This is a genomic window from Sphingomonas oleivorans, assembly GCF_003050615.1.
GTDB classification, from domain to species: domain Bacteria; phylum Pseudomonadota; class Alphaproteobacteria; order Sphingomonadales; family Sphingomonadaceae; genus Sphingomonas_H; species Sphingomonas_H oleivorans.
Genome location: NZ_NWBU01000017.1, coordinates 18,625 through 43,322, shown reverse-complemented (window position 1 = coordinate 43,322; position 24,698 = coordinate 18,625). Strand labels below are relative to the sequence as shown.

The window sequence follows — 24,698 nt, the reverse complement described above, 5'->3', positions numbered from 1 at the left end:
TTGTGGCCGCTTTGTCCCTTGATGCCAGCGCTGAAAACGATGCGCTTTCCAGCGTGTATCGGCGAATTACGATCCGCCTGATCCCGCTTCTGGCCCTGTGCTATTTCGCGGCCTATCTGGACCGCATCAACGTCGGCTTTGCCAAGTTGACCATGCTGGCTGATCTTCGCCTGACGGAAGCCGATTTCGGGCTCGGCGCCGGGCTGTTCTTCCTCGGATATGTTTTGTTCGAAACACCAAGCAATCTGTTGCTGGCGAAGATCGGTGCACGCGTGTGGATCGCGCGGATCATGGTGACCTGGGGTCTTCTGTCGGCGCTTTGCATGGTTGCGACCACCGCGCCGCAGTTTCACGTGCTCCGTTTTCTTCTGGGTGTTGCGGAGGCCGGCTTCCTTCCGGGTGTTCTATTCTATCTTTCCTGCTGGTTTCCTTCGCACCGGCGCGGAAGGATATTCAGCCTGTTCCTGTTGGGCCTGCCGCTTTCGGGTGTCGTCGGTGCGCCGCTGTCCGGATGGATCATGCGCCACCTCGACGCGCAATGGGCTCTTGCCGGCTGGCAATGGCTGTTCCTGCTGGAAGCCCTGCCGAGCATCATTCTTGGCATATTGGTTTTCGTCCTGCTGCCCGCCAGCCCGGATCAGGCCAAGTGGCTGACTAGTGGAGAAAAGCAGTTGCTGCGCGAGGCATTGGCCGCCGATGAGCCGGCCGGCGCGGCGTCGCATTTTGCCGCGGGCCTGCGCGACTGGCGGATATGGCTGCTGGGCGGTGTCGATTTCGCCATTCTACTGACGACCTATGCGCTGGGCTTCTGGCTGCCGACCTTGATCAAGGGAGCGGGCGTTGCCGACCCGCTGATGATCGGCCTCTATGCATCGGTGCCGAATTTCATGACGCTGATTGCCATGATCCTCATCAGCCGCAGTTCCGACCGGCACCGCGAACGCCGCTTGCATATCATGATCCCCTTCGCGATCGGTGCCACGGCAATGGCGCTGCTGCCCTTTTTCCCGCACAGCCTGTCAGGGTCGCTCATCCTGCTGTCGGTCGCTTCGGCGATGGTGACGGGTGTCGTTCCGGTCTATTTCAGCATTCCGGCCACTTTCCTGCGCGGGCCGGCGGCGGCGGCGGGCTTCGCGCTTGCCTGCTCGCTGGCGAATATTGCCGGCCTTGTCAGCAATTCGCTGATCGGCTTCGCGGTCAGTTCGACCGGCAGCGCCGGATCGGCGCTATGGCTCTTCTCCGCCTTTCTGGTGATCGGCATCTTCCTCGTGAAACAGCTGCCGCCGCAACTGGTGAACCGGTAGGGAGGATCACAATGAAAGCCATATTTGCTCCGCTCTCCCGCTTGTTTTCGACGGCGCTGTTCATCGCCGCGATCAGTCAGGGCGCGCCGGCGAAAACGGTCGCCACGCCTGTGGCGCAATCCGAAGCCCGCTGCGCGGAGCTTGGCGCCGTGCGCCTGCAGGGTGGCCGAGTCACCAGCGCGACGTTCGAGTCTGCGGCGGCAGCCAAGGCGGGGTCGCCCGAAGCTCCGGCCCGCCCCGCCAATTGCGTGGTGCAGGGATCGATCAACCAGCGCATCGGCATTGACGGCCGACCTTATGCGATCCGCTTCGAGTTGCGCCTCCCAGCCGCGTGGAGCGGCCGCTTCTATTATCAGGGTGGTGCCGGCGTCGACGGTGTGGTGCCGCCTGCCGACGGCGTCTATCCCAGCGGCGAGCATGGGCAGAGCGCGCTGCTTTCCGGCATGGCGGTAGTGACGACCGATTCGGGCCATGAAGCCGTTTCCGGTGTCGGCAACGGTGCCTTTCTGTTCGGCGCCGACCCCCAGGCGCGCGACGAATATGGCGACCAGCAACTGCCCCTGGTTACAGACGCTGCCAAGCGCCTTATCGCGCAATATTATGGTCGCGCGCCCGAATGGTCCTATTTCTACGGCTGCTCCAATGGCGGGCGCCAGGCGATGGCCGCCGCGCAGAAATGGCCCTATCTCTTCGACGGCATCATTGCCTGCTCGCCCGGCTTTCGACTGGCGCAGGCCTCCATTCAGGGCAGCATCGTGCGGGCGCAGTTGGCGGCCACGATCGCGCCTAAAAAGGCAGATGGTACGCCCGACATCTCTCATGCGCTCACCGCGGCTCAGCAGGATGTGATAAAGGCGCTGATCCTCCGATCCTGCGATGCGCTCGATGGTGTGGCGGACGGGATGGTGAGCCATCCGTCCCAATGCCGGGTTGAACCTTTGAAATGGGTATGCGCGGCCGATCAGTCGCAAAACTGCCTCAGCCCCGAAGTGGCACGCTATGTCCGGGCATTCCTGGCGGGCGGCACGCTGCGCGACGGCAGAGTGATCTATTCGTCCATCCCGGCAGATCCTCAAATCGTGCAATATATGGGATCAGAACCGGAGATGTATGTAGGCCTGTTCGCTGGGGAAGCGTCGCACGTCTATACGACGCCGCCGACGATGACGCCGGACCTCATCGGCTATGCATTGAAGGCAGACGCCGACACGGAATATCGCAAGCTGTTCGCGAGCTCAGCTGTGTTCACCAGGTCGGGCGCTGACTTCACCAATGCGGACTCCCCGAACATGGACGCCTTTCAGCGGCATGGCGGAAAGATCATCATCTATTCGGGCAGCGCGGACTGGGCGTTTCCTTCGCCTGACGTCGAGGCCTATTATCAGAGCGTGCAGAAGCGATATGGCAAGGCCGGCACCGACAGCTTTGCCCGCCTCTATATCGTGCCCGGCATGCTGCATGGCCCAAGCCCCTATGCCACCGACCGGTTCGACGTCATGGGCGCCATGATCGACTGGGTTGAACGGGGCGCCGCGCCCGATACGCTGCTGGCGAAAGCCGCGCCCGATGCCGCCTGGCCGGGGCGGACGCGGCCTTTGTGCGCCTTTCCGAAGGAATCCACCTATAATGGTAGTGGCAGCATCGAACAGGCGACCAGCTTCCATTGCCATGCCCCATGAGGAGTGATGTCGCAGCCGCCGCGATACTCTATTTTCTCCAACGCTGTAGGCTCGAGGCTGGCAATCGTCGGATGCTAGCGAAATGCCTCTGTGATCATTGGTCGTCGCAGGCATCATAATCGCCGGCCTGACAGGCTGAGACCCGACGGCGCCAGATCGCCATCGCCCGCTCATATCGCGCCTGAGCCGCATCATGATCTGCTCGCCTGCGACCATTTCCGCGATCGCGTCTGGCGACTGCGATGGCGGCCTGGCGGTTGAGCTGCTGTGTGCGCAGGCGATCCGCCCTGTGTTCGGCATCTTCGATAGCCTGGGCGTGGGCGGCAGGCGCAATAGCGATGAGCAACACGGCATAAAAGGATTTCATCAACGAAGGATGGGGTCGGGATACTGTCGCGGCGCTGAACGCGTAGCCGCCGCAGGCTTTCGCTCGGATGACCGCGCAGCCGGCCAGCCAACAAAATTCGGCCACAGCTATCTTTCAGAGAGCGATTACCAGCGCCGAGCTTCCGGTGCGCCCATCCGTTGAGCGCGTTTGATCGACGACTTCGATCTCAACTATGGATTTGCACTGGGGAACGCTTCGGCCGCCTGGCAGCAATCGGATGCTGATCGAGATCGGCGAAACGATCAGGGTCGTGCTGCCCGCGTCACTTGAGGATCTGCTGGACCTCGACAGCAAGACGGCCGACTTTGCCCGCTAGGGATCCTCGCCGACCTCTCGGCTTCCCGGGCGATTGACCAGTTTCAATTTGTATGCATACAAATTGTCACATTGATGTCGGAGCCTGAGCATGGATTATGGCTTTGAGGATCTCGGATCGCTGAGCGGCGGCGTGAAGGCGTTCGTTCATGGGGCGCTGGAAGTTCCGTTTCACTGGCACGACCATCTCGAAATCCTGATGGTCGTGCGCGGCTCGGTCCGCATGATCATCGATGGCCAGGAATGTCTGATGGGTTCGGACGACCTCGTCATCATCAATGCCCATAGCGCCCATAATTCCGTCAGCCTCGATCCCGGAACGGTGCTGTGCGGGGTCCATATCGATGTCGCCCATGCCGAGCGTCAGGGACTGGTCGATTTCAGCAAGCGCTATCTTCAGTGCAAGAGCTTCCTGACGGCGAAACATTTCTGCGACGATGTGGTGGCGCCGATGCGCGGGCTGATCGCCCGGCTGATCCTGTCGAGCGGCAATGTCGAGGACGGCCTGCTGCGCACCTGCCTCGCCGGGCTGCTATGCTGCCACATCTATCGCCATGTCCCCTATGTCCCGCGCCGGGAGGCACCGTCGGTGAATGGGGATGGGCGGGAGCGCGTGATGCGCATCATGGAACGAATGCGCGCGGAGCGCGACGGGCGCCTTTCGCTCGAATATTTCGCCGAGATGGAAGGTCTGTCGATTCCGCATCTGTCCCGCTTGTTTCGCCGGCATGTCGGCATCTGTTTCCGCGATTATGCGCAGAACATCCGGCTCGACCGAGCCGTGAGCCAACTGGTGGAATCCGGGCAGAGCATCGTCGACATCGCGCTCGACGAGGGCTTTTCCAGCGGCAGCCTCTTCTACGCGAAGTTCCGCGAGCGCTTCGGCTGCACGCCGGCCGAATATCGGCGACGCCGCGCCGAGCCGCAGGGCGAGGCGGGAAGCGCACATCCCTATCGCCACCTATTGATGGAACTGGCGGAGCGGGATGACGGCCTATCGCGGCAGCTGATGCGCCTGCCTGAAAGCCGCGAGCTGGTGGCGGTCTGCGCGCTGCATGCCAGTGGCATGGGATGATCGGGCCGACCTGATGGCGGGTCGTCGCGCCGGACGGAAGCAAGAAATGACCATGCCAGGCGGCGCGATCGCCATATCAACGGCAGCAGCGATCCAGCCTACTATCTCCTTCAAGCCCGATCGGCCCTCTGCGACGACGGGCGGGGGAAAGGCGTGCGCATGGGATGGACGATTTCGGATCGCGAGCTGGAGCAGCTGCTCGCGCAGATGACCACGGAGGAGAAGGTCGCGCTCGTCAATGGCCGGCATCTCTGGAAGACGGCGATGAACTATCGCCTCAACATCCCCGAAATCGTGATGACCGACGGCACCTATGGCGTGCGCTATTCGACCGACCAGATCGAGGGGCTGACCGACGAGCGGGACGGGCTCGATCAGTTCCTCGCAGTCGTCAACCGGCGGCAGGATGATCAGGATGATCAGGATGCGATGGTGGGCGGCTCGAAACCGGCGACATGCTTTCCCAATGGCTCCGCCTTCGGCTGTTCCTGGGATGTGGATCTGGCGCGGGAGTTCGGCGCGGCGCTGGCGCTGGAATGCCAGGAATTCGGCGTCCATCTGCTGCTGGGTCCTGGAATCAACATCCGCCGCACGCCGCTCGCCGGTCGTGCCTATGAATATTATTCGGAAGATCCGCTGCTTTCCGGTGACCTTGCCGCCGCGCTGATCGACGGGCTCCAGTCGGGCGGGGTCGGCGCCTCGCTGAAGCATTTCGCCTGCAACAATTCGGAGATCGAGCGGACGACGATGAGCTCCGAGGTGGATGAGCGTGCCTTGCGCGAAATCTACCTCAAGGGCTTCGAGCGGGCGATCGTCAAGTCGCGTCCATGGACCGTGATGAGCGCCTATAACCGCCTCAACGGCGTGCAGACCGCCGAGAATCACTGGCTGCTCACCACCGTGTTGCGCGAGGAATGGGGCTATGATGGTGCGGTCGTGTCCGACTGGCATGGCATCAAGGACCGTCCCGCCTCGCTTGCGGCCGGCAATGACCTCGACATGCCGGAGAGCGCGTCGCGTCGGGCCGAACTGCTCGCCGCGCTCGCCGAAGGCCGCGTCGAGCAGGCCGCGCTCGATCAGTCCTGCCGGCGTGTTCTTCGGCTGATCCGGCGTGCGCGGCAGGGCGAGCGTCGCAACGCCCGCTTCGATCGCGAGACGCACCATGCGCTCGCCCGCCGTATCGCCTCTGAATCGATTGTTCTGCTGCGCAACGAGGGCGATGTCCTGCCGATCGATCCGGCTGCCGACCTGACGGTGGCGGTGATCGGCGCGGGCGCGGTGAGGCCCATCATCCAGGGTTCGGGATCGGCGACGACGCGGCCCACTAGCCTTGATCGCCCGCTCGACGAGCTGCGCGCCCTGGCGGGCGAGCATGTCCGCATCGAGCATCATCTGGCCGAGGATGCGGAGGGGGAGGAGGCTGCCGCCGCGGCAGCGCGCACGGCCGATATCGTCATCGTCTTCGCCAACAGCGATGTCAGCGCTGATGGCGAGCGGGCCGATCGCCGCACGCTGGCCCTGGCGGCAGGGCAGGACGCGCTGATCCACCGCCTTGCGAAAGCGAACCCGCGCACGATCGTCGTGCTCGCGACGCCGGATGCCGTGACCATGCCGTGGGCGGACGAGGTCGCCGCGATCGTCGAGACCTTCTATGCCGGCCAGGGTATGGGGCACGCGCTGGCGCGCATCCTGTTCGGCTTGGCCAATCCCTCCGGTAAGCTCACCACCAGCTTCCCGCGGCGCGAGCAGGACATTCCGGGCTTCCTGACCTATCCGGGCGAGAATGGCCGCCATGCCTATAGCGAGGGCCTGTTCGTCGGCTATCGCTATTATGACCGGCGTGAGATCGAGCCGCTGTTCCCGTTCGGGTTCGGGCTGAGCTACACGCGCTTCCGTTATTCGGGGCTGAGGCTCGACCGTAGCGACATCGCCCCCGGCGAGCGGCTGACCGCCAGTTTCGAGATCAGCAATGTCGGCACGCGCGCCGGCGCCGAGGTGGCGCAGCTCTACGCTCGGCCGCTATCGTCCCGGCTCCACCGGCCGGTGCGCGAGCTGAAGGGCTTCGCCAAGGTGCATCTCGAGCCGGGTGAGACGCGGACGGTCACGATCGAATGCGAGGGCGATGACCTGCGCTACTTTGATCCGGCGCGTGGCGAATGGGCGATGGATCCCGGCGAGATCCTGATCGAGATCGGCGCTTCCTCTCGTGACATCCGGCTTTCCGCGCCGCTCGTCGCGGCGCCCGGCGACGTTCGCCTGCCGCCCTTCGATCTCGATACCCAGCCGACGATCCTGTTCGAGCGGCCGGGCGTGCGCGATGCGCTTGTCGCCTTTCTCGCCGAGCGGCTGTCGATCGGGGGCGAGGCCGCCGATCAGCTCGTGGCGCGCACCGAAAGCTCCTTCCTGGGTATCTACAAGACGATCTGCTGGTTCATCGGCGATCGCCTCCCGGCGGAGGATCTGCGCCGTTTCCTGATCGATCTCTCGGCAGGCACGACGGCCGCGCCGACGACCTACGACACCGTCCATTGAGGGGGCAGGCATGAAAGCGACTTCGCTCACGATCCATGCCGGAAGAGCATCCCACATGGTCGGCCTGCGCGAGAAGATCGGCTACGGCCTGGGCGATTTCGCCTCCAACCTGATCTGGGCGACGACGCTTACCTATATCGTCTTCTTCTATACCGACATCTACCGGATCCCTCCGGCCTATGTGGCGGCCATCCTGCTCGTCTGCCGCATCGCCAATGCGGTGATCGATCCGGTGATCGGGCTGGCGATCGATCGCCGGCATGGGCGCGAGAAGGCGCGGCCCTTCCTGAAATGGGGTGCGGCTCCGCTTGCGGTCGCCACGCTGCTGGTGTTCGTGCCGGTGGGGGAGGCGGTGGGCGTGAAGGTCGCCTGGGCGATCGGTACCTTCCTGCTGCTCAGCATCACCTACAGCTTCGTCAACACCGCTTATGGCATGCTGACCAACCTGATGACGACGGACACGGTGGGGCGGCTGAAACTCGCCTCGGCGCGGATCATCGGCGCCAATGTCGGATCGGTGCTGATCGGCTGGATCACGCTATCGGGCGTGGCGCTGCTCGGCCAGGGCGACCAGCGCCAGGGCTTCATGCTCTTCATGGGAGCGACCGGTGTCACCGCGGCGCTCTGCTTTCTGATCACCCATCGCATGTGTCGCGAAACCGTGCATTATGACGCGGTCCCAGTCACCGGCGGCAGCGGCGCCCTGGCGCGCGCGCTGCTGCGCAACCGGCCGTGGCTGGTGCTGACGCTCATCAAGTTCCTGAACAGCACGGCGAATACGCTTTCGCTGGGTAGCGCCACCTTCGCCGCCGTTCATGTGCTCGGGCTTGGCGCCGGCTTCGGCGGAACGCTGATCGCCGTGCTGACGGCATCGAGCTTCGCCGGCTGCTGGCTGGCGACGCCGGTGGGGCGGCGGCTCGGCAGCCGCGCGGCGGTGCGTGTGACCAATCTCGCCCAGGCGGCCTGCTTCTTCGCGCTCGCCTTCGTGCCACAGACCGAGGTGCCGGTGCTGGCCCTGGTCGCGATGATCGGGCTGCTGATCGGGATGCGTGATCCTGTAACCTATACCATGCTGTCCGATACGCTCGACTATGGCATGGCACGGACGGGCGTGAATGCGATGGGCCTGGGCTATTCGATCGCCTCGGCTGCCTACAAGGTGGCGGCCGGCATCGGCGGGGCCTTGTCGGCGGGGTTGCTGGCCAGCAGCGGCTATGTCGCGGGAGCGGCGGTGCAGCCGGATTCGGCGAAGGCGGCGATCGTCATGGGCTTTGCGCTGCTGCCGGGCGCATTGCTGCTCTGCTCCTGCCTCGTCACCTGGGCCTATCCGCCCGACGCGGAAATCGAGCACAGAAAGTCTTTTGTTGCGAGAGAGTGAAACGCTTGGTTTGCTTTGCAGAAGGTGATGAAGTCGCTCTATGCAAAAAATGACCTATGGCAAGGGCAAGAGCAAATCTATCTACTCTCTCTGAGCTGTATATAGCTTGCATTGTCGCAAATAAGACCAAATTCCTATGGCGCTTCATGGATGATGTAGTGCGCTGAAAAGGATATTTGGTACGCGGACTCTGCCTAGCCAACAATAGATATGGGGGAAATCTTGATGCAGACCCGGTGGTTGAAGATGGCGGCCAGCATGCTGGCGCTCGTTTCCGGAAGCGCGGCCTGGGCCCAGACGGCCGAGCCGGCCGGGGCGTCGGCATCGGAAGGGTTCGGCGACATCGTCGTCACCGCTTCCAAGCGCCCGGAAACCCAGCAGCGTACCGCACTCGCCCTTTCCGTGCTGACGCCAGAGGTGCTGCAGAAATCGGGCACGACCGACGTGCTCCAGCTTTCCAAGATCGCACCGGGGCTCAACCTCAGCCAGAACGCCAATTCGACGCTCATCGCGATCCGCGGCGTTTCCAGCCGCGACTATTCGGAAGTGGGCGATCCGGCGGTCTCGATCAGCATCGACGGCACCTATATCCAGCGCGCTGCCACGCTCAACGCGGCGCTGTTCGATATCGCGCGAGTCGAGGTGCTGCGCGGTCCGCAGGGAACCCTTTATGGCCGCAACGCCACCGGCGGCGCGATCAACATCATCACCGCCAAGGCCGCTCACAAGCTCGCCGCGGCCGGCTCGATCGATTATGGCAATTATGACGCGCTGCGGGCAGAGGCGATGGTCAACCTGCCCGTTACCGATACGCTCGCGGTGCGTGTCAGTGGCCTGCGGTCGCGGCATGACGGATATCGCGACAATGCGCCCGCCAAGCGTGGCGATGACGAGAATATCTGGGCCGGCCGCATCAGCGCTCAATATGATCCGACCGCCCAGCTGAGCGCGACACTGACCGGCGAATATATCCGCCAGCGCGGTGTCGGTTCGGTGCGCCAGGGCGTGGCCTATCCGACCGATGCCGGCTTCATCGCCGATCTTCCGGCCCGTATCCCGAGTGACAGGAAATGGGCGCTCGATAAGACCGGCTTCAACGACATCGACATCTACAGCGTGCGTGGCGCGCTGAGCTATGACTTCGGCTTCGCGACGCTGGCCTATACCGGCGGCTATCGTCATGCCCGCGTCGATCATGACGAGGATTATGAGGGCACCGCCGCGCCGGGCTTCGGCTTTCCGCAGGATTCGCGGATCGCCACCAACAGCCATGAACTCCGGCTGACCTCGAACGGCAGCGAGCGCTTCAGCTACCAGCTCGGCGGCTTCTTTTTCCGCGAGCGCGAGCGTCTGGACAGCGCCTTCACTGAAGGCCCGTTCGGCTATTATCCGGACCAGCTCTACGATTATCATTCGCAGGATGGCTATAAGATCCAGACGACGTCCAAGGCCGCGTTCGCGCAGCTCGGATATGAGATCATCGATGATCTGAAGATCGAGGGGGGCATCCGCTTTACGCGGGACAACAAGAAGCGGATCGGGCAGGTCGTCAACATCGATCCCGCCCTTTCGCAGGCCAGCGGCACCTATGTCGTCACCAGCGTCGTTCCGCAGGACAGCGACACCAGCTTCAACCAGACGACCTATCATGTCGGTGCCAACTATCAGCTGACGCCGGCCAACATGATCTATGCCAAGTTCGACACCGGCTACAAAGCGGGCGGCTTCACGGAAATCCAGAGCTACAGGCCGGAAAAGATCAAGGCCTATGAGGTCGGATCGAAGAACCGCTTCGTGGGCAACAAGATCCAGGCCAATATTTCTCTCTTTTATTATGATTATCGTGACCAGCAGATCTCTCAATTCCTCAACAACCAGCTGATCGTCGCCAATGCGGGCAAGTCGACCATGTATGGCGGCGAGCTTGAAACCGACTTCATGATAACGCTACGGGACCGGTTCAACCTTTCGGTTGCCTATCTCGATGCCAAATTCGACGATTTCCTCGTCCGGACCTATTTCATTCCCTCTACGGACGGGCTCGGCAATGCGCAGCTTGCCGGCAACACCCCGATCCAGGCGCCGAAGATTTCGCTCAATGTCGGCTATGAGCATGACTTCGCCGTTGGCGACGGCACGCTCAATGCGCGGGTGCAGACCCAGCTTCAGTCGGAATCGCACCTCTCAATCTATAATTTCGAGGCCGATCGGCAGGCGCCCTACAGCCGCAGCGACGTGGTGCTGACCTATACGCCGGCCAACAGCCCGTTCAGCATCCAGGCCTATGTCCGCAACCTGGAGGACAGCAGGGTGCTGACGGCCGCCACACCGAACTTCACCGGCAACTGGCTCTATCAGTTCGCTCCGCCGCGCACCTATGGCGGCCGGGTGAGCGTGAAGTTCTGATCCTTTGGCGGGCTTTCGCCCGCGCCTTGCGAGGAGCTCCCGGACACCAGTCCGGGCGCTCCCTTGTGCTGCCGGGCGGCCATCGGCTCGACCAATACGCGGGGACGGGCACCGAACGAGCGTGGTGTGTTGTCGATTCTAAACTCTTTGGGGAGCATGCTGGAATTACCGCTGCCTATCCCCCGCTGCGGCGGCGCAGAGAAGTTTGCTTTCCTGCCGCATCGTCGCCGGCCATGTCCGGCTGGCGGCGGCGAAGCTGCTCAAGATGCGCGAGGTGCCGGTGATCCCGATCGAGCATGTCAGCAAGGCCGAGCTCAAGGCCTATGCGTTCGCCGACAACAAGATCGCGAGCAATGTCGGCTGGGATGAGGAGACGCTCAAGATCGAGTTCGCCGAACTCTCTGCGCGTGACACCGGCTTCGACCTCGAAGTGACCGGCTTCTCGACGACCGAGATCGACCGCGGAGATGAAAGAGCGCATTTTCGGCCTGATCGAGATCCTCGATCGCGCCAATTAGGGCGTGATCCAACCTGATAAAGGCAATTTAACAATGCCCGAAATGAAGGCACTCTATCGAGAAAAACGCTGACATTCCGGACCCTTCGGCGCTTGAGAGGGCGGATGAGTGCCCTCGGCGACAGCTGAAAAATCTCAAAACAGGTAATTTATGGGGAGACGGGTTAGCCCTGGACTACGATCACCGCCACACACAGCCAAGTCATTGATATTATGCGACATGGCCGCGCATTCCGCGCCCGGTCCTGCGCGCTTCCGTGGCGATGCCCGTCGCCAGAGAAAGCGGATTCGGCGGCCCTTTTCTCTGACGCCTTTTTGCGAAGTACGGGATTTGGTGAATTCGGCGGCGGTCGCGGGTGCTCGGACCGGAGCGGTCGTCCGGATGATCGCCGGATCGGCGCTGAGGATCTTGAGCGATAGCCGCGATCAGCGGCGAGGTGGGATGCCCAGCGGGCGGCGATCGCATCCGTCTGGACCAGGCGCTTGAGGTCGATATACGCGGGCGCCTTGCCGTTGACGATCTTGGTCGCGATTGCCGGATCGAGGAAGGCGAGACGGAGGATCCGGGTGACATAGGAGGAGGTGACGCCCTCGGCGCGCGCAAGGTCAGTGATCGTCGTGCGGGGGTCCTCCAGAAGCCGCTGCCACCAGCGATGCGCCTTGGCGATCGTGCCGATCAGCCGGACATCGGGCGCCCCGGCGGTCGCCGCACGGCCCGTGTCGAGGATCATGCGGACCGCGAGCCCCGAGCGCTTCACGGTCGCGGGTACCATGAGCATGAAGGTAGGGATCCGCGTCCAGCGTCCTGCCGAGGTGACGGCCGAGCCCGGCCGGATCCAGGCCGATCCGCACCTCCGCGGGGGCGATCTCGATAGGGTGGACCAGATCGCCCAGGAGGGCCTGGACGAGACCGCCCCGGCCATCGCGCAAGCGCGATGCGAGCGCCCTGGCCCTGGCGGCCAGGGCTGGAAGATCGCTTCCGGCGATAGATAATAGACGCCTCCGACATTCGCCTGATGTCTCAAGCTGGCCATCACCGCTCCGTCCGCTAACGGATGAGCGACTCGAGTAAGCGGACGTCGATCTCGATCATTAACCGGAGTAGTTGGCTTCGTTCTCCAAACGGACGCAAAGGAGAGCATCCGTCTCAACGTCGCGGACGAGGCCACCGATTGCGGTGGCTATACGCTCACTAGCATGAGGCCGAGATGCTGCGCGGATCAGCTACGGCGAGCCCAACCGCGTGATCAGTGAGATCTCGAGCATTTCGAACAGATATTCGAGAAGCTGGAAGCGGAAACCCGCGCCCCTGCCTCGCAGTCCCTACGAGCGGCAATTGAGCGCGGGTTCCCGTCGCTCCATTCTATTCGGCGGCGATCGTTTCCGGCACGTCGAAGCGATCGGTGTCTCGGATCAGACCGGACATCTTCCACTGCTGCTCGAGCACGCCGGGACCAAAGGGCTTGGAACCGCCTAGCGTCTCCGCGATCGCCTGGAATCGGGCGCCCTCTTCGAGCAACACGATATAGTTGGCGAGGTTGAGCAGTCCCTTGCGCCCCCAGGCGGTCGATCCGCCATTGGCCTCAAGGATTGCCGGCACATCCGGGTCTTTGGCCAGCACGTCGAGGATGAAGTTCGCCTCGCCCTGGCGGCGATCGATATAGATCGGCAGCTCGCGCGCCCTGGTCCAGCGCTGGACCGGCACATAGCGGATCGGCAGCGACCGATGGCTCTGCGACCAGGCGCCGAGAAAGACGGTGTGGACGTGACTGACGGTGGTGATGTCGTCATGCGCGCGGAAAATCGGCAGGTAGCGGTTGCCGCCCAGATTGCCCTTGGGATCGCCGCCCAGCACCTCACCGTCGAACGCGAAGATCGTCGGCTTCAACTGGGCGTCGGGCGCGAACGGCCCCGGATAGCCGATCGAGACAACCGCCTGCTCGCCGGGAACGCGCTCGACGAAGTTGACGGTGCCCGACGGCGAGATGGTGCCGGTCTCGCGCAGGCCCCGAAAAGCGATGGCGGCGTCGCGCGTCGCCTGAGCGGTGAAATCGGAAATGGTCGAATTGAGCGTGGTCATGGGTCAAGCTCCTGGACAGAGAGGGATTATTCGGCGGCCTGCTGCAAGGCCGAGGCGGAGCGGCCGAGCAGCGGCAGCACCTCCTCGCCGATGCGATAGGCCTCCTCGAGATGCGGGGTGCCGGCGAGGATGAAAGCGTCGGCGCCGCGGCCGATCAGCTCGTCGAGCTTTGCCGCGCATTGTTCGTAGTTGCCGACGATGCCAAGCGCAGGCCCGCCCCGCAGCAGGTTGAACCCGCCCCACAAATTGGGGCCGACAATCAACTCGTCATAGCGCTTCGCTTCGGTGGGCCTGAGCGCCGCCTGCCGGGCTGCGCCGACCGAGTCCGTCGCCTGGCCGCGCCAGCGCGCACGCGTCTCGTCGGTTACGTTCTCGAAGCCGATGCGGACGTCGCGCCACGCTTCCTCCTCGGTTGCCCGCGCGACCAGATCGAGGCGCACCGCGCATTTCTGCTGGCGGCCGAGTGCCGCAGTGCGCTCCTTCACCCGCGCGAACTTGTCGGTCAGCGCATCGAAAGGTTCGAGCCAGGAAAGATAATAATCAGCATGTTTCGCAGCCGACTTGAGCGCCGCGTCGGACGATCCGGAGAACCAGATTTCCGGAATTTTCTCTTTGGCGAGGAGTGGTGACAGACCGCCGTCCTCGACCTGATAGAAGCGTCCCTTGTAGCTGAAGTCACCGCCCTTCCAAACGCCCTTCAACACATCGAGGAACTCGGTGGTGCGGCCGTAGCGGTCATCATGCTCGAAGCTGTCGCCCCACCAGAGCTGGGCCGGCCCGCCGCCGCCGGTGATGATGTTGTAGACCGTCCGGCCACCGGTTGCGCGCTGCAGGCTCGCCGAAAGCCGCGCGGCCTGGACGGGATTGAGGAAGCCCGGCTGGAAGGCGATCATGAACCGGAAGGTCTTGGTCTCGCGCGCCAGCAAGGGCGAGATCACCCACGGATCGTCGGTGTTGGGGAAGGACGGGATGAGCCCGCCGACGAAGCCTGAAATCTCCGCTGCCTTGGCGATCTCAGCCAGATGATCGATGTAGCGGAAACCATCGTCGCGTCCCTCGCGGCCGAGACCGGGCGACTGGTTGTATGGCCCGATCGGCGACCAGTCGCCTCGATCGTAGGAGCCGCGGCGGATGGTGCTGTGGCAGCCATGGGTAGGCAGGCGCCAGTAGAAGTCGATCGACATGGGATGCTCTCCTGTCAGGCGGCACGTGCGGGCGCGGTGGCCGCGCGGAAGCGGGGAAGGACGAACTGGCCGATGCGATAGACCTCCTCGAAGGAGGGCGAGGCGGACAGCACGAAATGGCGGATGCCGATCGCGGCAAGCTCGGCGAGGCGGCCGGCGACGCTGTCGTAGCTGCCGGTGAGGTTCGGGCCACCGACCTCGCGAGCTTCCGCCTCGCTTTCGCGCGCCGCGATGGACAGAAGGAGGCCGAACTCGACCGAGCGCCCCGCGCTCAGCGCCTGCCGGTCCAGCGCCTCGATCGCGTGGCGCAGCGCATCGATCGGTGCGGCGTCGAAGAGGTGGACGTCAGCCTGCCGCGCGGACAGCGCCACCGCCTCCTCGCTGTTCCCGCGCAGGAAGACTTTGGGAAAGGCGACACGGTTCAACGGTTCCTCGAAACCGCCCCGTTCGACTTCGAAGAAGCGGCCCTTGAAGGTGAAGGGGTGCCGCCCGTGAACGCCACGCGCGACGGTCAGGAACTCCTCGGTGCGGGCGACCAGCTCTTCGTCGGGCACATGATCGCCGCCACGCGCCCGCGCCTTCGCGTCGACATCGGGCGCGATCGCCCAGCCGAGCCGCACATGCGCCAGCCGCTGAAAGCTCACTGCCTGCTTGGCGGCATAGACGGCCGAACCGACGGATGCCGGAAATTCCGGGATCAGCGCCAGCCGGGGCGTGCTTCGAGCCACGACCGCGGCGATGATCTGGCTGTCGTCATGCGCATCGCGATGCGGGATGAAGAGACCGTCGAATCCTGTGATCGCCGCCCCGCGCGCTATTTGCGCATAATGGTCGTAGCGGTTGATAGACGCGTTGCGGACATCGCGGATCACCGGCTGCCAGCGCGGCCGGTCGGCGGGCTCCGAGCGGCTATGTTCGGCTGCGGGATCGAGCTGCCAATAGGTGCGGATGGTCATGCGGCGCTCCTTTGCGGGTTGAAGGCGGCCGCCCCGAAGCGGCCGGAAAAGACGGTCTCGACAAGCGGACGGCGGCCGTTGGGGCTTTCCGCCTCATGGAAATCCGCATGGAGGCCGGCGAGATCGCCACGCTTGCCCAGTGCAATCATCGCCTCCACGGCGAAATCGTTCGGGATCGCCAGCCGCTCGCGCGCGGCGGCGCGATCGAAGCCACCGATGCCATGGGTGTGCCAGCCGAGCAGCAGCGCCTGATGTGCGAAGTTCGCCCAGGCGGCGCCCGCATCGAAGCTGTGACTGACATTGGGCACGACCTCGCCCCGCCGTTCCACCTCCAGCGCCGAGACGATGAGGATCAGCGCCGACGCCCGCTCCGCCCACAACTGGTTACGCGGCATGAGCAGGCTGATGAAATCTTCCCATGCCGGCTCGCCCGGCCGCGCGAGGACGAAGCGCCATGGCTGGGCGTTGGACGCAGAAGGCGCCCAGCGCGCGGCCTCGAACGCGCTTTGCAGCACCGCGTCCGGCACCGGCTCGCCGGAGAAGCTGCGTGGCGACCAACGATCGACGAATAGCGGATCGACGGGATGATCTGGCTGGCGGGACATCAGCGCTCCTCCGTTCCGGGAAAGCGAACGAGATTTGCTGGGTCGGGCGCGCCGGTCAGCTCGGTCAGGATCTCGTCGCGCAGGCGGTGGAGAACGGGCGAGCTGCGGTCGCGCGGATGCGGCAGATCAACCTCGACGATCCGGCGGATGCGGCCCGGATTGGGGCTCATGACGATCACCCGGTCGCCGAGATAGAGCGCTTCCTCCACGTCATGCGTCACCATCAGCATGGTCGATCGCTGCGCCATCCAGATGCGTTGCAATTCCTTCTGGACGTGGACGCGGGTGAGGGCATCGAGCGCGCCCAGCGGCTCGTCGAGCAGCAGTAGCTTGGGTTCGGTGACGAGCGCGCGGGCGATGGCGGCGCGCTGCGCCATGCCGCCGGAAAGCTGATGCGGATAGGCCTTCTCGAACCCGGAGAGGTTCACGAGCGCGATATGATCGGCGACGATCTGGGCCCGGCGATCCTTTGGGATATCGGTGTTGAGGAGCGCCAGGCCGACATTCTCCTCCAGCGTCATCCACGGAAACAGGCGATGATCCTGGAAGACGATGCCGCGATCGAGACTGGTGGTGGCGATGCGCTGTCCGTCCAGCCGGATCTCGCCCGAATAATCGGTGTCGAGCCCGACGATGAGCCGCAGCAAGGTTGATTTGCCGCAGCCGCTGGCGCCGACGATGCTGACGAACTCGCCGGGACGTAGCGTGAGATCGATTCCATCGAGCACCGGCAGCGGCTTGCCGTCGATCGTGAAACTCTTGGAAAGGCTGCTGATCGTCAGCGCGCCCGAGGCCGATCGCGGAGCGGCGGGCGGAGGGGTGGGGCTGATCCGGCTCTGGGCGGTCATGGCGGGTCTCCTTTTCACGCGGACGCGCCCTGCCAGCGCAGCAGATGGCCGCGCAGCCGGGCGAAGAGGTCGTTGAGGGTGAAGCCGAGCAGCGCGGTGACGAGGATCGCAACGAGGATCACGTCCATGCGCTGCTGCGCCTGCGCGAGCCCCATTGCGGCACCGAGCCCGCTGCCCGAGCCCAACAGGATCTCGGTGCCGATCGTCGCGATCCAGGCGAAGGCGAGCGCCTGGGTGACCCCGGTCAGGATCAATGGCAGCGCTGCCGGCAGCAGGATGAGACGGAAGCGCTGCACGGACGTGAAACCGTAGATCCGGCCGACGTCCAGATAGCGCTTCTCGACATGGGTGATGCCCTCATAACTGTTGAGCACCGTGGGATAGAAGGCGGCCAGGCTGACGATCAGCAGCTTCGCGCCGTCACCATTGCCCAGCCACAGGCCGATCAATGGCAGCCAGCCGAGCAGCGGCACCTGGCGGATGGCGTGGTAGAGCGGTCCCACGAGCCGGTCGACCAGCCGCGAGGTCGCCATCACGACGCCCAGCGTGACGCCCGCGATGCCGCCGAGCAACAACCCGGTGACGGCGCGCGACAATGTAGCCAGTGCGTCGTCGAGCAACTGGCCGCTGCCCGCCAGTTCCGCGAATGCCGTCGCCACCGAGCCCAGCGGCACGAAGGCGAGCGCGCGGGCGCCACCCGCCTGCGACTGCGCCTGCCACCAGAAAAGGATCAACACCGGCACGACGAGCCCGATCGCGATCCGCGCTGGCGGGCGTTTCAGAAGCATGCTCATGCTGTCCTCCAGCGCGTGGCGCGGCGCTCGATCCATTTGGCGCCGCGATCGAGCGCGAAGCCGATGAGGCCGCTGACGATCACGCCGGCCAGCACCACGTCGATGCGGAACATCTGCCGGCCCATCTCCATCATTTGGCCGATGCCGCTGTCGGCCGCGAGCAACTCGGCTGCGACCAGCACCAGCCAGGCGCGCGTCAGCGCGATGCGCAGGCCCGTCAGCACCGGCGGCACGGTGGCAGGCACGAGGATGCGCGCGACGAAGGGGACGAGCGGGGTGCGATAAACGCGCGCCACCTCAAACCACGCCTTGGGCACACCCCGCACGCCATCGAATGTCGCCAGGGCCACAGGGAAGAAGGCTGCGACCGCGACGATGGTGATCTTGAAGCCCTCTTCGATACCGAGCAGCAGCACCAGCACGGGCACGAAGGCCAAGACCGGCACTTGGCGCACCGCCAGGAACAAGGGCGAGAACAGCGCCTCAATCCACTTCGACAAGGCCAGCGCCGCCCCGAAGGCGAGGCCCGCGGTCGCGCCGATGGCAAAACCGAAGACCAACCGGAACAGGCTCTGGCCGAGGTGCGCGCTAAGCTCGCCATTGACGGCAAGCGAAGCCAGCGTGCGCATGACCTCGCTGGGCGGCACCAGCACCTGCGCCGGGAACAAGCCAGTGGCGGACGCCGCCTGCCATGCACCGATCAACAATAGCGGCGGGGCGAGCGCGGGGATGAAGGCGGGGATCGGACGGGCCATCATCGGGCCTCCGTTACAAGCGCGCCGATGCCGGACCGGCGTTGATGGATGGTCTGGACCGCCAGCGCGGCCACGCCGAGGATCGGCAGCCAGATCAGATAGATCGACTGCAGCGGCACGATCCTGGTCGCAAGCCCGCCGGCAATCGCCCCGAAGGACGATCCGAGCATTGATGCCAGATTGTAGAGGCCGGCGACCTTGCTCTTGCCGCCGGGCAGCGCCGCCAGCATCCGTACGTTGACGAGATGGACGACAGCCGATCCAGCGCTGAGCAGCACCGCGCCAAATGCCAGCCCGGCAAAGCCACCCGCCAAGCCGAAGGTCAGCAGCGCGCCCGATGCCAGCGCCAGCCCGAGAGCATAAGCGGCTCGCGTCGCGAAGCGCTCAACCAGGGCGCCGCCCAGGAGCAGCATCGCCACCGCGGTCACGCCCTGGAAGAGCATCACATGGATGCCGTCCTGCTCGGTCAGTGGCGGGAGCGCGATCGCCAGCAGGATGATGAAGGTGCCGAACAACGCATTGGTCGCGCTGCTCAGAAACTCGATCAGGCAGCTTTCGGCGATGTCGTCGTTCGAAAGGATCAGCCGCAGTTCGGCGAGGAAGCCAGGCGCGCCTTCCGTCTGCACCTGCCGCACCGGCATGAACGAGAGGCTGAACAGGCCCATCAGCCCGAAGAGTGCGGCCACCAGCAGGAAGCAGGCGAACATGGTCAGTCGCTGGGTGAGGAGCGTCGCTGCCGCCGGGCCGACGATCGCCATGCCGCCCGTCAGCGTGCCGCGGTACCAGCCGGCCTTGGCCTGACCGAGCGACTTCAGCCGTTCGAGGAAGGCGCTGTTCATCGATACGATGCGGAAAGGGATGCACAGCCCGATCAGGCCGCGTCCGACCGCCAGCGCCACCCAGGACGCACTGAACGGCAGTGCCAGATTGACCAGCAGGGGCCCCAGGCTGGCCACGAAATAGACACTGCGCATCCCATAGCGCGCAATGATGAAGCCGGCCGGCACGGTGACGATGACCATGCCGATCGATTCCATCGCCGATACCATGCCGATCTGGAACGGCGTCGCCCCGAGCGACAGCGCGTAGAGCGTGGTGACGATCTTGCCGAGGCCGATCGTCAGCCCGCTGACCAGTGACAGCAGGATGAAGTTGGCGAGGAAACGGTTGTCGCTCATGAACGAGGCGCTCCGTTGACCGCCGTGATCGCCGGCGCCGCCTCGGTCTGCACGCGCGTCGGCTGCCAATAGTCGTCGAAGCCGAGATTCTTCAGCGCTTGCGTGGCGAAGCGGCGGTCGAGCAGCGCATCAACATCGACCTTCCGGCGGACGAGGCCCTGCGCGAACGTATAGTCGGCGACCGATTGGTAGTGGCGGACCATGAAGTCGTCGAACAAAGGGGAGAAGCGGTCGCGCCAGGCGACGCGCGGCTCATCATAATCGGTCTCGACAACGCTGACCGGCGTGTCGCCCCGTGCGGCTTCCTCGATCACCGCCTTGCGGTTCTCCGGCAGCGAGGACCAGTGCGCCGCGCGGACATAGGCGTCGGCGACGATCTGAGTGAGTTCGGGATAGCGATCGACGAAGTCGCCGCGAGCGAACAGCTCGGCGCGCATTTTCCAGTCGGCGGGCGCGGTCTTGGTAGACCAGATGATCCGGCCCGCGCCCTTCTGTTCGAGCAGGATCGCGTCCGACAGCAGGAACACGGCGTCGATGTCGCCCGAGGCGAGCGCTGCACGGCTGGCCGGCGGATTGATGTTGAGGATCTTGAAGTCGCTCAGTTCAAGACCATTGGCATCGAGCAGCTTCGAGAAAGGCAGCTCCCACGGTCGTCCGCGGTGGAGCGCGATGCGTTTGCCCTTCAGGTCAGCGATGCTGTTCGCCGCCAGCCCCTTGCGGACGATCAGATAGGCGTTCTGTCCGCGCCCGACCGGCACGACCAGCTTCAACGGCACGCCGCCCGATGCGGCGATGATCGCGGGAAAATCGCCGTAGCTCGCAAAATCGATCCGCTTGCCGGCAAAGCCTTCGTTGATTAGCGGCCCGCCGACAGCGGTGGGCACGGGGAAGAAGACGAGCTCGACGCCCTTCTTCGCGAGCCGATCCTTGAGCCAGCCCTGCGCGATGATCGTCTGGGTCAGGCCCGCATAGGTCTGCTGGCCCTTATAGGGATAAGCGATGCTGGCGATGGTCAGCGTCTTCGGCAGTGCGCCGTCCGCTGCCACGGCCGCGTCCCGCCCGCGCAATTGATAAGCGAGCAGCCCCCCCAGGGCCAGCAGCGCGAGCACGCCGATAATCGCCTTCTTCAACGCCATCGCTACCATCTCCTGGTCGCGAACGGCCGGACGAGCGCTGCCCGGCCGCCCGCGTCTCGTTCAGGCCGCGTCGCGGGCCCGGTTGTTGCTGATCGCTTCGAACGGACGGCGATCGATCCATGCGCCGACATCGACATGGTCGGGCAGGAAGCCGCGTTCGAAGAGGAAAGTGGTGAATTCGCCGAGCGCCTCGAACGACGCTTCCGACAGATCGGTCTTGAGCCGCCGGTGGAGCGTGTCGCCGCCATAGGCCGCGCGGACGAACTGCTCGGGCGATCCGGTTTCGCTGGTGAGATAGGTCAATGTCTCGGCCGGATTGCGCTCTGCCCATTCGCCTGCCGCGATCACGTTGGCGAGCAGTCGTTCGGCGACCTTCGGATATTGCTCCAGTGTCGCCGCATCGACGGTCAGCGGGCGTGGCGCGCCATTGTTGACGCGGATCTTGGGATCAGGGTGGAAGCCAGTGTCGATCACGACATGCGCGCCGCCCAGGAAGGCATATTCCTGCCCCAGCGAGCCCTTGACGTGGATCGCGTCCACCTCACCCCGCACCAGTGCCTGGAATTCGGCGGTGTAGAGTGGGCGGCCCGTCCAGCCACGACGGGCGGCGGCGCCGACCGGCGTTGCGCCCGCCGGTTCGGTAGCGTCCACGTCCACCCATTCGACCTCGTTTTCGCCGATGCCACCGAGCGACAAGCCCGCGAGCAGCGCGCGCAAGGCCGTCGCGCGGAAGATGTCGATACGCTGATCCTTGCGGACAGGCAGGGCTATCCGCCGCCCCTTAAGATCCTTCACCTCGCGGATGCCGGAGCCGGGCAGCGCGATGATCGCCTGACTCTCGTCAACCCAGGAGAGGCCGATGACGCGCGTGTCCGCCCCCGCCGCCCGCGCCCAGATTGCCGGCACGCTGCCGCCCTGGCGGAAGCTGTGTGCGAGATGATGATCGATGTGGCTTGCTCGCTTCTCGGGATCACTGCTGTCCTGAATCGATCGGACCTGAATTCCCAGTGGCGCCAGATCACGCTCGATCAGCCCCAGATTGATGGCGATGCCCAGTGGCGTCGGCACCGGGCAGCGCGTGTACCAGATCTCGGATGGATAAGCCGTCATCGCTGGTCCTTTCAGAACTTGGCCGTGACCGACGCGCCATAGGTGCGCCGTTCGCCGAGCGTGGTGAGGCGGGCGCCCTGCTGGGTGCCGAAGGTCAGGATCTTGAAGGTCTTGTTGGTGAGGTTGCGGACAAAGAGCTGGAATTCGAGCCGATCGTCGGCGTCCGAGAGCGCGATGCGGGCATTGCCGATCGCGTAGCCGGTCTGCCGCTGGTAACGGCTGACATTATAGTCGTTGGCGCTCGGATCGGTCTCCTGCGCGTTCACCGTGAAATATTGCGCCGTGCGGTAGCTCCAATCGCTGCCGAAGCTCAAATTCCAATCGCCGATCGGCGCCGTATATTCGGTGTCGATATTGCCGGTAAAATGGGGCGCTCGAGTGAACTGGTTGCCGTCGCCGAACAACTGTCCGGTATTGGGATTATTGGGAATGAAGTCCTCGGTATATTTGGTATCGAGCAAGCCGATGCTGCCGTTGATACGCAAGCCTGCAATCGGCCGTGCCGAGACGTCGAGCTCCAGCCCTTCCGACCAGCCCTTGGCGTTGATCAGCCGCGCGGTGAACACGGTGGTGCCACCGGCCTGGACCGGCACGCCCTGCACCAGCACCTGGATCTTCTTATAGTCGTAATAGAAAGCTGCGAGGTTGGCCGTCAGCTTGCCGCCGAACCAGCTCGTCTTCACGCCGGCCTCGTAGGAATAGAGATCCTCGGGCGCGATGCCGTTGGGATCGAACTGGGCGGCGGCAGTGGCGCTCGCCTGGAACGTCCCCGATCGAAAACCGCGGGCAAAGCGTCCGTAGAGCAAGGCCTCGTCGCTCAGTTTCCACTGCGGCGTGATGTCCCAGGTGAAGCGGTTCCACGTCTTGGACGGTGACGAGATGAAGGGCGTGAGCGGCGTGCTGGACGTCACTGAGCTGCGCAGCCACCAAGTCGTGGGATCGATAAAGGTGATGAGCGGTCGCGCGGCCGTGGGCGGGGTCGTCGGATCGACCGTGTTGAGCCGCCGCGCCGCATCGCCATTGGGATTGTAGATATTGATCGTCGCGGAGCGCTTTTCGGAGGTGAAGCGGGCGCCCGCCGTCAGGCTCAGGGCATCGGTGAGGTTGAACGTGCCGCTGCCGAACAGCGCATAGCTCTTGGCCGTCTGATCGTAGACGACATTCTGATAATATGCGTGCCGCCAGCGCTGCGGGCCCGTGCCGCGATCAAGATAGGCAGTGGTGCCGACGGTCGCGGTGGAGGCATCCGAATAGAAATCCTCCCAAAAATAATGGGCGCCGAGGATCCAGTTGAAGCGGTTCTCGCGCGGGGAAGTCAGCCGCAATTCCTGAGTGAACTGCTCGCTCGACAGGTCGGTGCGCGAACGCGATCCCTCGAAATCGGTATAGTCGGCGTCGCCGAGACTCAGATTGTCGCCCTTGTCCCACGCCGTGATCGAAGTGACCGTATAGTCTCCCGGCGTCCAGTTGACCGTCAGTGTCGTGCCGCGCTGCTTGGTCTTGGACGTGCCCGGCACGTTGGCCTCATAGACCTTGTCGCTGCCGGTGGGCGTATTGCCATAATCGTCGGCCGGCGCCGATGCCCCCTTCCGCACGGCATTGTCCGGAAAGGCCGGCGCGATGAAGCGGGGGATCGGCGTGCCGTCAAAGTTGCGCACGCGGCCGGACAGCAGGATCTCTAGATCGTCCACCGGCGTGAACAGCAACTGGACGCGACCGGCATAGTCGTCGAACCGCCCGGTCCCGCTCTCGCCGCTGCCCGCATTGGTGTAGATGTTGCCGCGCCGCTCGTAGAAGAAGGAGCCGCGTGCGGCCACCTTGTCCGGGATCACCGCGCCGCCGAAGCCGCCCTGGGTAAAGACCGACCCGAAATTGCCGATCCCGGCGCGGACATAACCCGACGGATCGAAGCTCGGCTTCTTCGAAATATAGTGGATTGCGCCACCTACCGTGTTCTTGCCCCAGAGCGTTCCCTGGGGACCGCGCAGCACCTCCACCCGTTCCAGGTCGAATACCGGGAAGGCCTGGAAGAAGGGCGAGTTGACGTAGACCTCGTCGAAATAGACGCCGATCGGGTTGACGACGTTCGCCGCGGGATCGTTTGATCCGACGCCGCGGATGAACCAGCGCGGGCGCGAGCGGCTTTCGGTCTGCGCGGCGGATGCGTTGGGGATAAGCCGCACGATCTCGGCGGCCGAACGGATCTCCTGGCGCGCCAGCGTTTCGCCGCCAACGGCGGTGATCGCGGCGGGCACATCCTGAATGCTTTCCTCGCGCTTGCTGGCGGTGACGATGATGACATCGCCTCCGGCGGCAAGCGTCGAGGCGTCGGCGGCTGGCGCATCGGCTGCGGGTGCCTCGGCGAATGCGGCATTAGCCTGCAACGCGACGAGCGAAACCGCGGCAGACAACAGGAACGTGCGATTGGAAACGAAAGCCAAAATCTATCCCCCTTTTG

General features: G+C 64.4%; 21 protein-coding genes. 9 read left to right on the top strand and 12 right to left on the bottom strand.

Annotated elements, in window-relative coordinates; all coding sequences use genetic code 11:
• Positions 1-2 precede the first annotated feature (2 nt).
• From CLG96_RS16620 to CLG96_RS16585, 8 genes are all read left to right on the top strand, one after another.
• A complete protein-coding gene (locus tag CLG96_RS16620) occupies positions 3-1,304 on the top strand; it encodes an MFS transporter (protein ID WP_243395837.1) in 1,302 nt (433 codons plus the stop codon).
• Between the two features lie 11 nt (positions 1,305-1,315).
• On the top strand, positions 1,316-2,983 hold the full coding sequence (locus CLG96_RS16615) for a tannase/feruloyl esterase family alpha/beta hydrolase (protein WP_165799688.1): 1,668 nt from the start codon (positions 1,316-1,318) through the stop codon (positions 2,981-2,983).
• A gap of 193 nt (positions 2,984-3,176) precedes the next feature.
• On the top strand, positions 3,177-3,512 hold the full coding sequence (locus CLG96_RS18855; protein ID WP_165799687.1) for a hypothetical protein: 336 nt from the start codon (positions 3,177-3,179) through the stop codon (positions 3,510-3,512).
• Between the two features lie 265 nt (positions 3,513-3,777).
• Complete coding sequence (locus tag CLG96_RS16605) at positions 3,778-4,761, top strand: AraC family transcriptional regulator (RefSeq protein ID WP_107969642.1); 984 nt, start codon at positions 3,778-3,780, stop codon at positions 4,759-4,761.
• 159 nt (positions 4,762-4,920) lie between these two features.
• A complete protein-coding gene (locus tag CLG96_RS16600; protein ID WP_107969863.1) occupies positions 4,921-7,293 on the top strand; it encodes a beta-glucosidase in 2,373 nt (790 codons plus the stop codon).
• Positions 7,294-7,303: 10 nt separating this feature from the next.
• On the top strand, positions 7,304-8,671 hold the full coding sequence (locus tag CLG96_RS16595; protein ID WP_107969640.1) for an MFS transporter: 1,368 nt from the start codon (positions 7,304-7,306) through the stop codon (positions 8,669-8,671).
• Between the two features lie 225 nt (positions 8,672-8,896).
• A complete protein-coding gene (locus tag CLG96_RS16590; RefSeq protein WP_165799686.1) occupies positions 8,897-11,077 on the top strand; it encodes a TonB-dependent receptor in 2,181 nt (726 codons plus the stop codon).
• 265 nt (positions 11,078-11,342) lie between these two features.
• On the top strand, positions 11,343-11,612 hold the full coding sequence (locus tag CLG96_RS16585) for a ParB N-terminal domain-containing protein (RefSeq protein ID WP_133175414.1): 270 nt from the start codon (positions 11,343-11,345) through the stop codon (positions 11,610-11,612).
• Between the two features lie 146 nt (positions 11,613-11,758).
• Here the strand turns inward: CLG96_RS16585 and CLG96_RS16580 are convergent, their stop codons facing one another.
• Positions 11,759-12,373: a hypothetical protein gene (locus CLG96_RS16580; protein ID WP_107969634.1), complete on the bottom strand. Its 615-nt coding sequence runs from the start codon at positions 12,371-12,373 to the stop codon at positions 11,759-11,761.
• Between CLG96_RS16580 and CLG96_RS16575 the strand changes: the two genes are divergently transcribed.
• Positions 12,372-12,587: a hypothetical protein gene (locus CLG96_RS16575; protein WP_107969632.1), complete on the top strand. Its 216-nt coding sequence runs from the start codon at positions 12,372-12,374 to the stop codon at positions 12,585-12,587. The genes CLG96_RS16580 and CLG96_RS16575 overlap by 2 nt on opposite strands.
• 370 nt (positions 12,588-12,957) lie before the next feature.
• Here CLG96_RS16575 and CLG96_RS16570 read toward each other — a convergent pair whose 3' ends face one another.
• From CLG96_RS16570 to CLG96_RS16520, 11 genes are read right to left on the bottom strand one after another with little or no spacing between them, the layout of a single operon-like run.
• Positions 12,958-13,674 carry a class II aldolase/adducin family protein gene (locus CLG96_RS16570; RefSeq protein WP_107969630.1) on the bottom strand — a complete coding sequence of 239 codons (717 nt, stop codon included), beginning with the start codon at positions 13,672-13,674 and terminating at the stop codon, positions 12,958-12,960.
• A gap of 26 nt (positions 13,675-13,700) precedes the next feature.
• Positions 13,701-14,858 carry an LLM class flavin-dependent oxidoreductase gene (locus tag CLG96_RS16565; protein WP_107969628.1) on the bottom strand — a complete coding sequence of 386 codons (1,158 nt, stop codon included), beginning with the start codon at positions 14,856-14,858 and terminating at the stop codon, positions 13,701-13,703.
• Positions 14,859-14,872: 14 nt separating this feature from the next.
• Positions 14,873-15,814 (bottom strand): LLM class flavin-dependent oxidoreductase, encoded by a 942-nt coding sequence (locus tag CLG96_RS16560; protein WP_107969625.1) that lies wholly within the window; start codon positions 15,812-15,814, stop codon positions 14,873-14,875.
• Positions 15,811-16,419, bottom strand: a complete 609-nt coding sequence (locus tag CLG96_RS16555) for a nitroreductase family protein (protein WP_107969623.1) — start codon at positions 16,417-16,419, stop codon at positions 15,811-15,813. The genes CLG96_RS16560 and CLG96_RS16555 overlap by 4 nt, the downstream gene beginning before the upstream one ends.
• Positions 16,419-17,267, bottom strand: a complete 849-nt coding sequence (locus tag CLG96_RS16550; RefSeq protein WP_107969621.1) for an ABC transporter ATP-binding protein — start codon at positions 17,265-17,267, stop codon at positions 16,419-16,421. Before CLG96_RS16550 ends, CLG96_RS16555 begins: the two co-directional genes overlap by 1 nt.
• A gap of 14 nt (positions 17,268-17,281) precedes the next feature.
• Positions 17,282-18,061, bottom strand: a complete 780-nt coding sequence (locus CLG96_RS16545; RefSeq protein ID WP_107969862.1) for an ABC transporter permease — start codon at positions 18,059-18,061, stop codon at positions 17,282-17,284.
• Positions 18,058-18,819 carry an ABC transporter permease gene (locus tag CLG96_RS16540; protein ID WP_107969619.1) on the bottom strand — a complete coding sequence of 254 codons (762 nt, stop codon included), beginning with the start codon at positions 18,817-18,819 and terminating at the stop codon, positions 18,058-18,060. The genes CLG96_RS16545 and CLG96_RS16540 overlap by 4 nt, the downstream gene beginning before the upstream one ends.
• The gene (locus tag CLG96_RS16535; RefSeq protein ID WP_107969617.1) at positions 18,816-19,994 is read right to left on the bottom strand and encodes an MFS transporter; all 1,179 of its coding nucleotides are present in this window, start codon (positions 19,992-19,994) and stop codon (positions 18,816-18,818) included. The genes CLG96_RS16540 and CLG96_RS16535 overlap by 4 nt, the downstream gene beginning before the upstream one ends.
• Positions 19,991-21,130, bottom strand: coding sequence for an ABC transporter substrate-binding protein (locus CLG96_RS16530; protein ID WP_243395836.1), 1,140 nt, complete (start codon positions 21,128-21,130; stop codon positions 19,991-19,993). The genes CLG96_RS16535 and CLG96_RS16530 overlap by 4 nt, the downstream gene beginning before the upstream one ends.
• Before the next feature lie 60 nt (positions 21,131-21,190).
• The gene (locus CLG96_RS16525; RefSeq protein ID WP_107969613.1) at positions 21,191-22,240 is read right to left on the bottom strand and encodes an ABC transporter substrate-binding protein; all 1,050 of its coding nucleotides are present in this window, start codon (positions 22,238-22,240) and stop codon (positions 21,191-21,193) included.
• An 11-nt stretch (positions 22,241-22,251) separates the two neighbouring features.
• On the bottom strand, positions 22,252-24,681 hold the full coding sequence (locus CLG96_RS16520) for a TonB-dependent receptor (RefSeq protein WP_107969611.1): 2,430 nt from the start codon (positions 24,679-24,681) through the stop codon (positions 22,252-22,254).
• Between the last annotated feature and the right edge of the window lie 17 nt (positions 24,682-24,698).

Bases quoted from the DNA above. Each gene is read 5' to 3' on its own strand.
- CLG96_RS16615 (WP_165799688.1), top strand. From the start codon at position 1,316: ATGAAAGCCATATTTGCTCCGCTCTCCCGCTTGTTTTCGACGGCGCTG.
- CLG96_RS18855 (WP_165799687.1), top strand. From the start codon at position 3,177: ATGATCTGCTCGCCTGCGACCATTTCCGCGATCGCGTCTGGCGACTGC.
- CLG96_RS16605 (WP_107969642.1), top strand. From the start codon at position 3,778: ATGGATTATGGCTTTGAGGATCTCGGATCGCTGAGCGGCGGCGTGAAG.
- CLG96_RS16600 (WP_107969863.1), top strand. From the start codon at position 4,921: ATGGGATGGACGATTTCGGATCGCGAGCTGGAGCAGCTGCTCGCGCAG.
- CLG96_RS16595 (WP_107969640.1), top strand. From the start codon at position 7,304: ATGAAAGCGACTTCGCTCACGATCCATGCCGGAAGAGCATCCCACATG.
- CLG96_RS16590 (WP_165799686.1), top strand. From the start codon at position 8,897: ATGCAGACCCGGTGGTTGAAGATGGCGGCCAGCATGCTGGCGCTCGTT.
- CLG96_RS16585 (WP_133175414.1), top strand. From the start codon at position 11,343: ATGCGCGAGGTGCCGGTGATCCCGATCGAGCATGTCAGCAAGGCCGAG.
- CLG96_RS16575 (WP_107969632.1), top strand. From the start codon at position 12,372: ATGAAGGTAGGGATCCGCGTCCAGCGTCCTGCCGAGGTGACGGCCGAG.
- CLG96_RS16580 (WP_107969634.1), bottom strand. From the start codon at position 12,373: ATGCTCATGGTACCCGCGACCGTGAAGCGCTCGGGGCTCGCGGTCCGC.
- CLG96_RS16570 (WP_107969630.1), bottom strand. From the start codon at position 13,674: ATGACCACGCTCAATTCGACCATTTCCGATTTCACCGCTCAGGCGACG.
- CLG96_RS16565 (WP_107969628.1), bottom strand. From the start codon at position 14,858: ATGTCGATCGACTTCTACTGGCGCCTGCCTACCCATGGCTGCCACAGC.
- CLG96_RS16560 (WP_107969625.1), bottom strand. From the start codon at position 15,814: ATGACCATCCGCACCTATTGGCAGCTCGATCCCGCAGCCGAACATAGC.
- CLG96_RS16555 (WP_107969623.1), bottom strand. From the start codon at position 16,419: ATGTCCCGCCAGCCAGATCATCCCGTCGATCCGCTATTCGTCGATCGT.
- CLG96_RS16550 (WP_107969621.1), bottom strand. From the start codon at position 17,267: ATGACCGCCCAGAGCCGGATCAGCCCCACCCCTCCGCCCGCCGCTCCG.
- CLG96_RS16545 (WP_107969862.1), bottom strand. From the start codon at position 18,061: ATGAGCATGCTTCTGAAACGCCCGCCAGCGCGGATCGCGATCGGGCTC.
- CLG96_RS16540 (WP_107969619.1), bottom strand. From the start codon at position 18,819: ATGATGGCCCGTCCGATCCCCGCCTTCATCCCCGCGCTCGCCCCGCCG.
- CLG96_RS16535 (WP_107969617.1), bottom strand. From the start codon at position 19,994: ATGAGCGACAACCGTTTCCTCGCCAACTTCATCCTGCTGTCACTGGTC.
- CLG96_RS16530 (WP_243395836.1), bottom strand. From the start codon at position 21,130: ATGGCGTTGAAGAAGGCGATTATCGGCGTGCTCGCGCTGCTGGCCCTG.
- CLG96_RS16525 (WP_107969613.1), bottom strand. From the start codon at position 22,240: ATGACGGCTTATCCATCCGAGATCTGGTACACGCGCTGCCCGGTGCCG.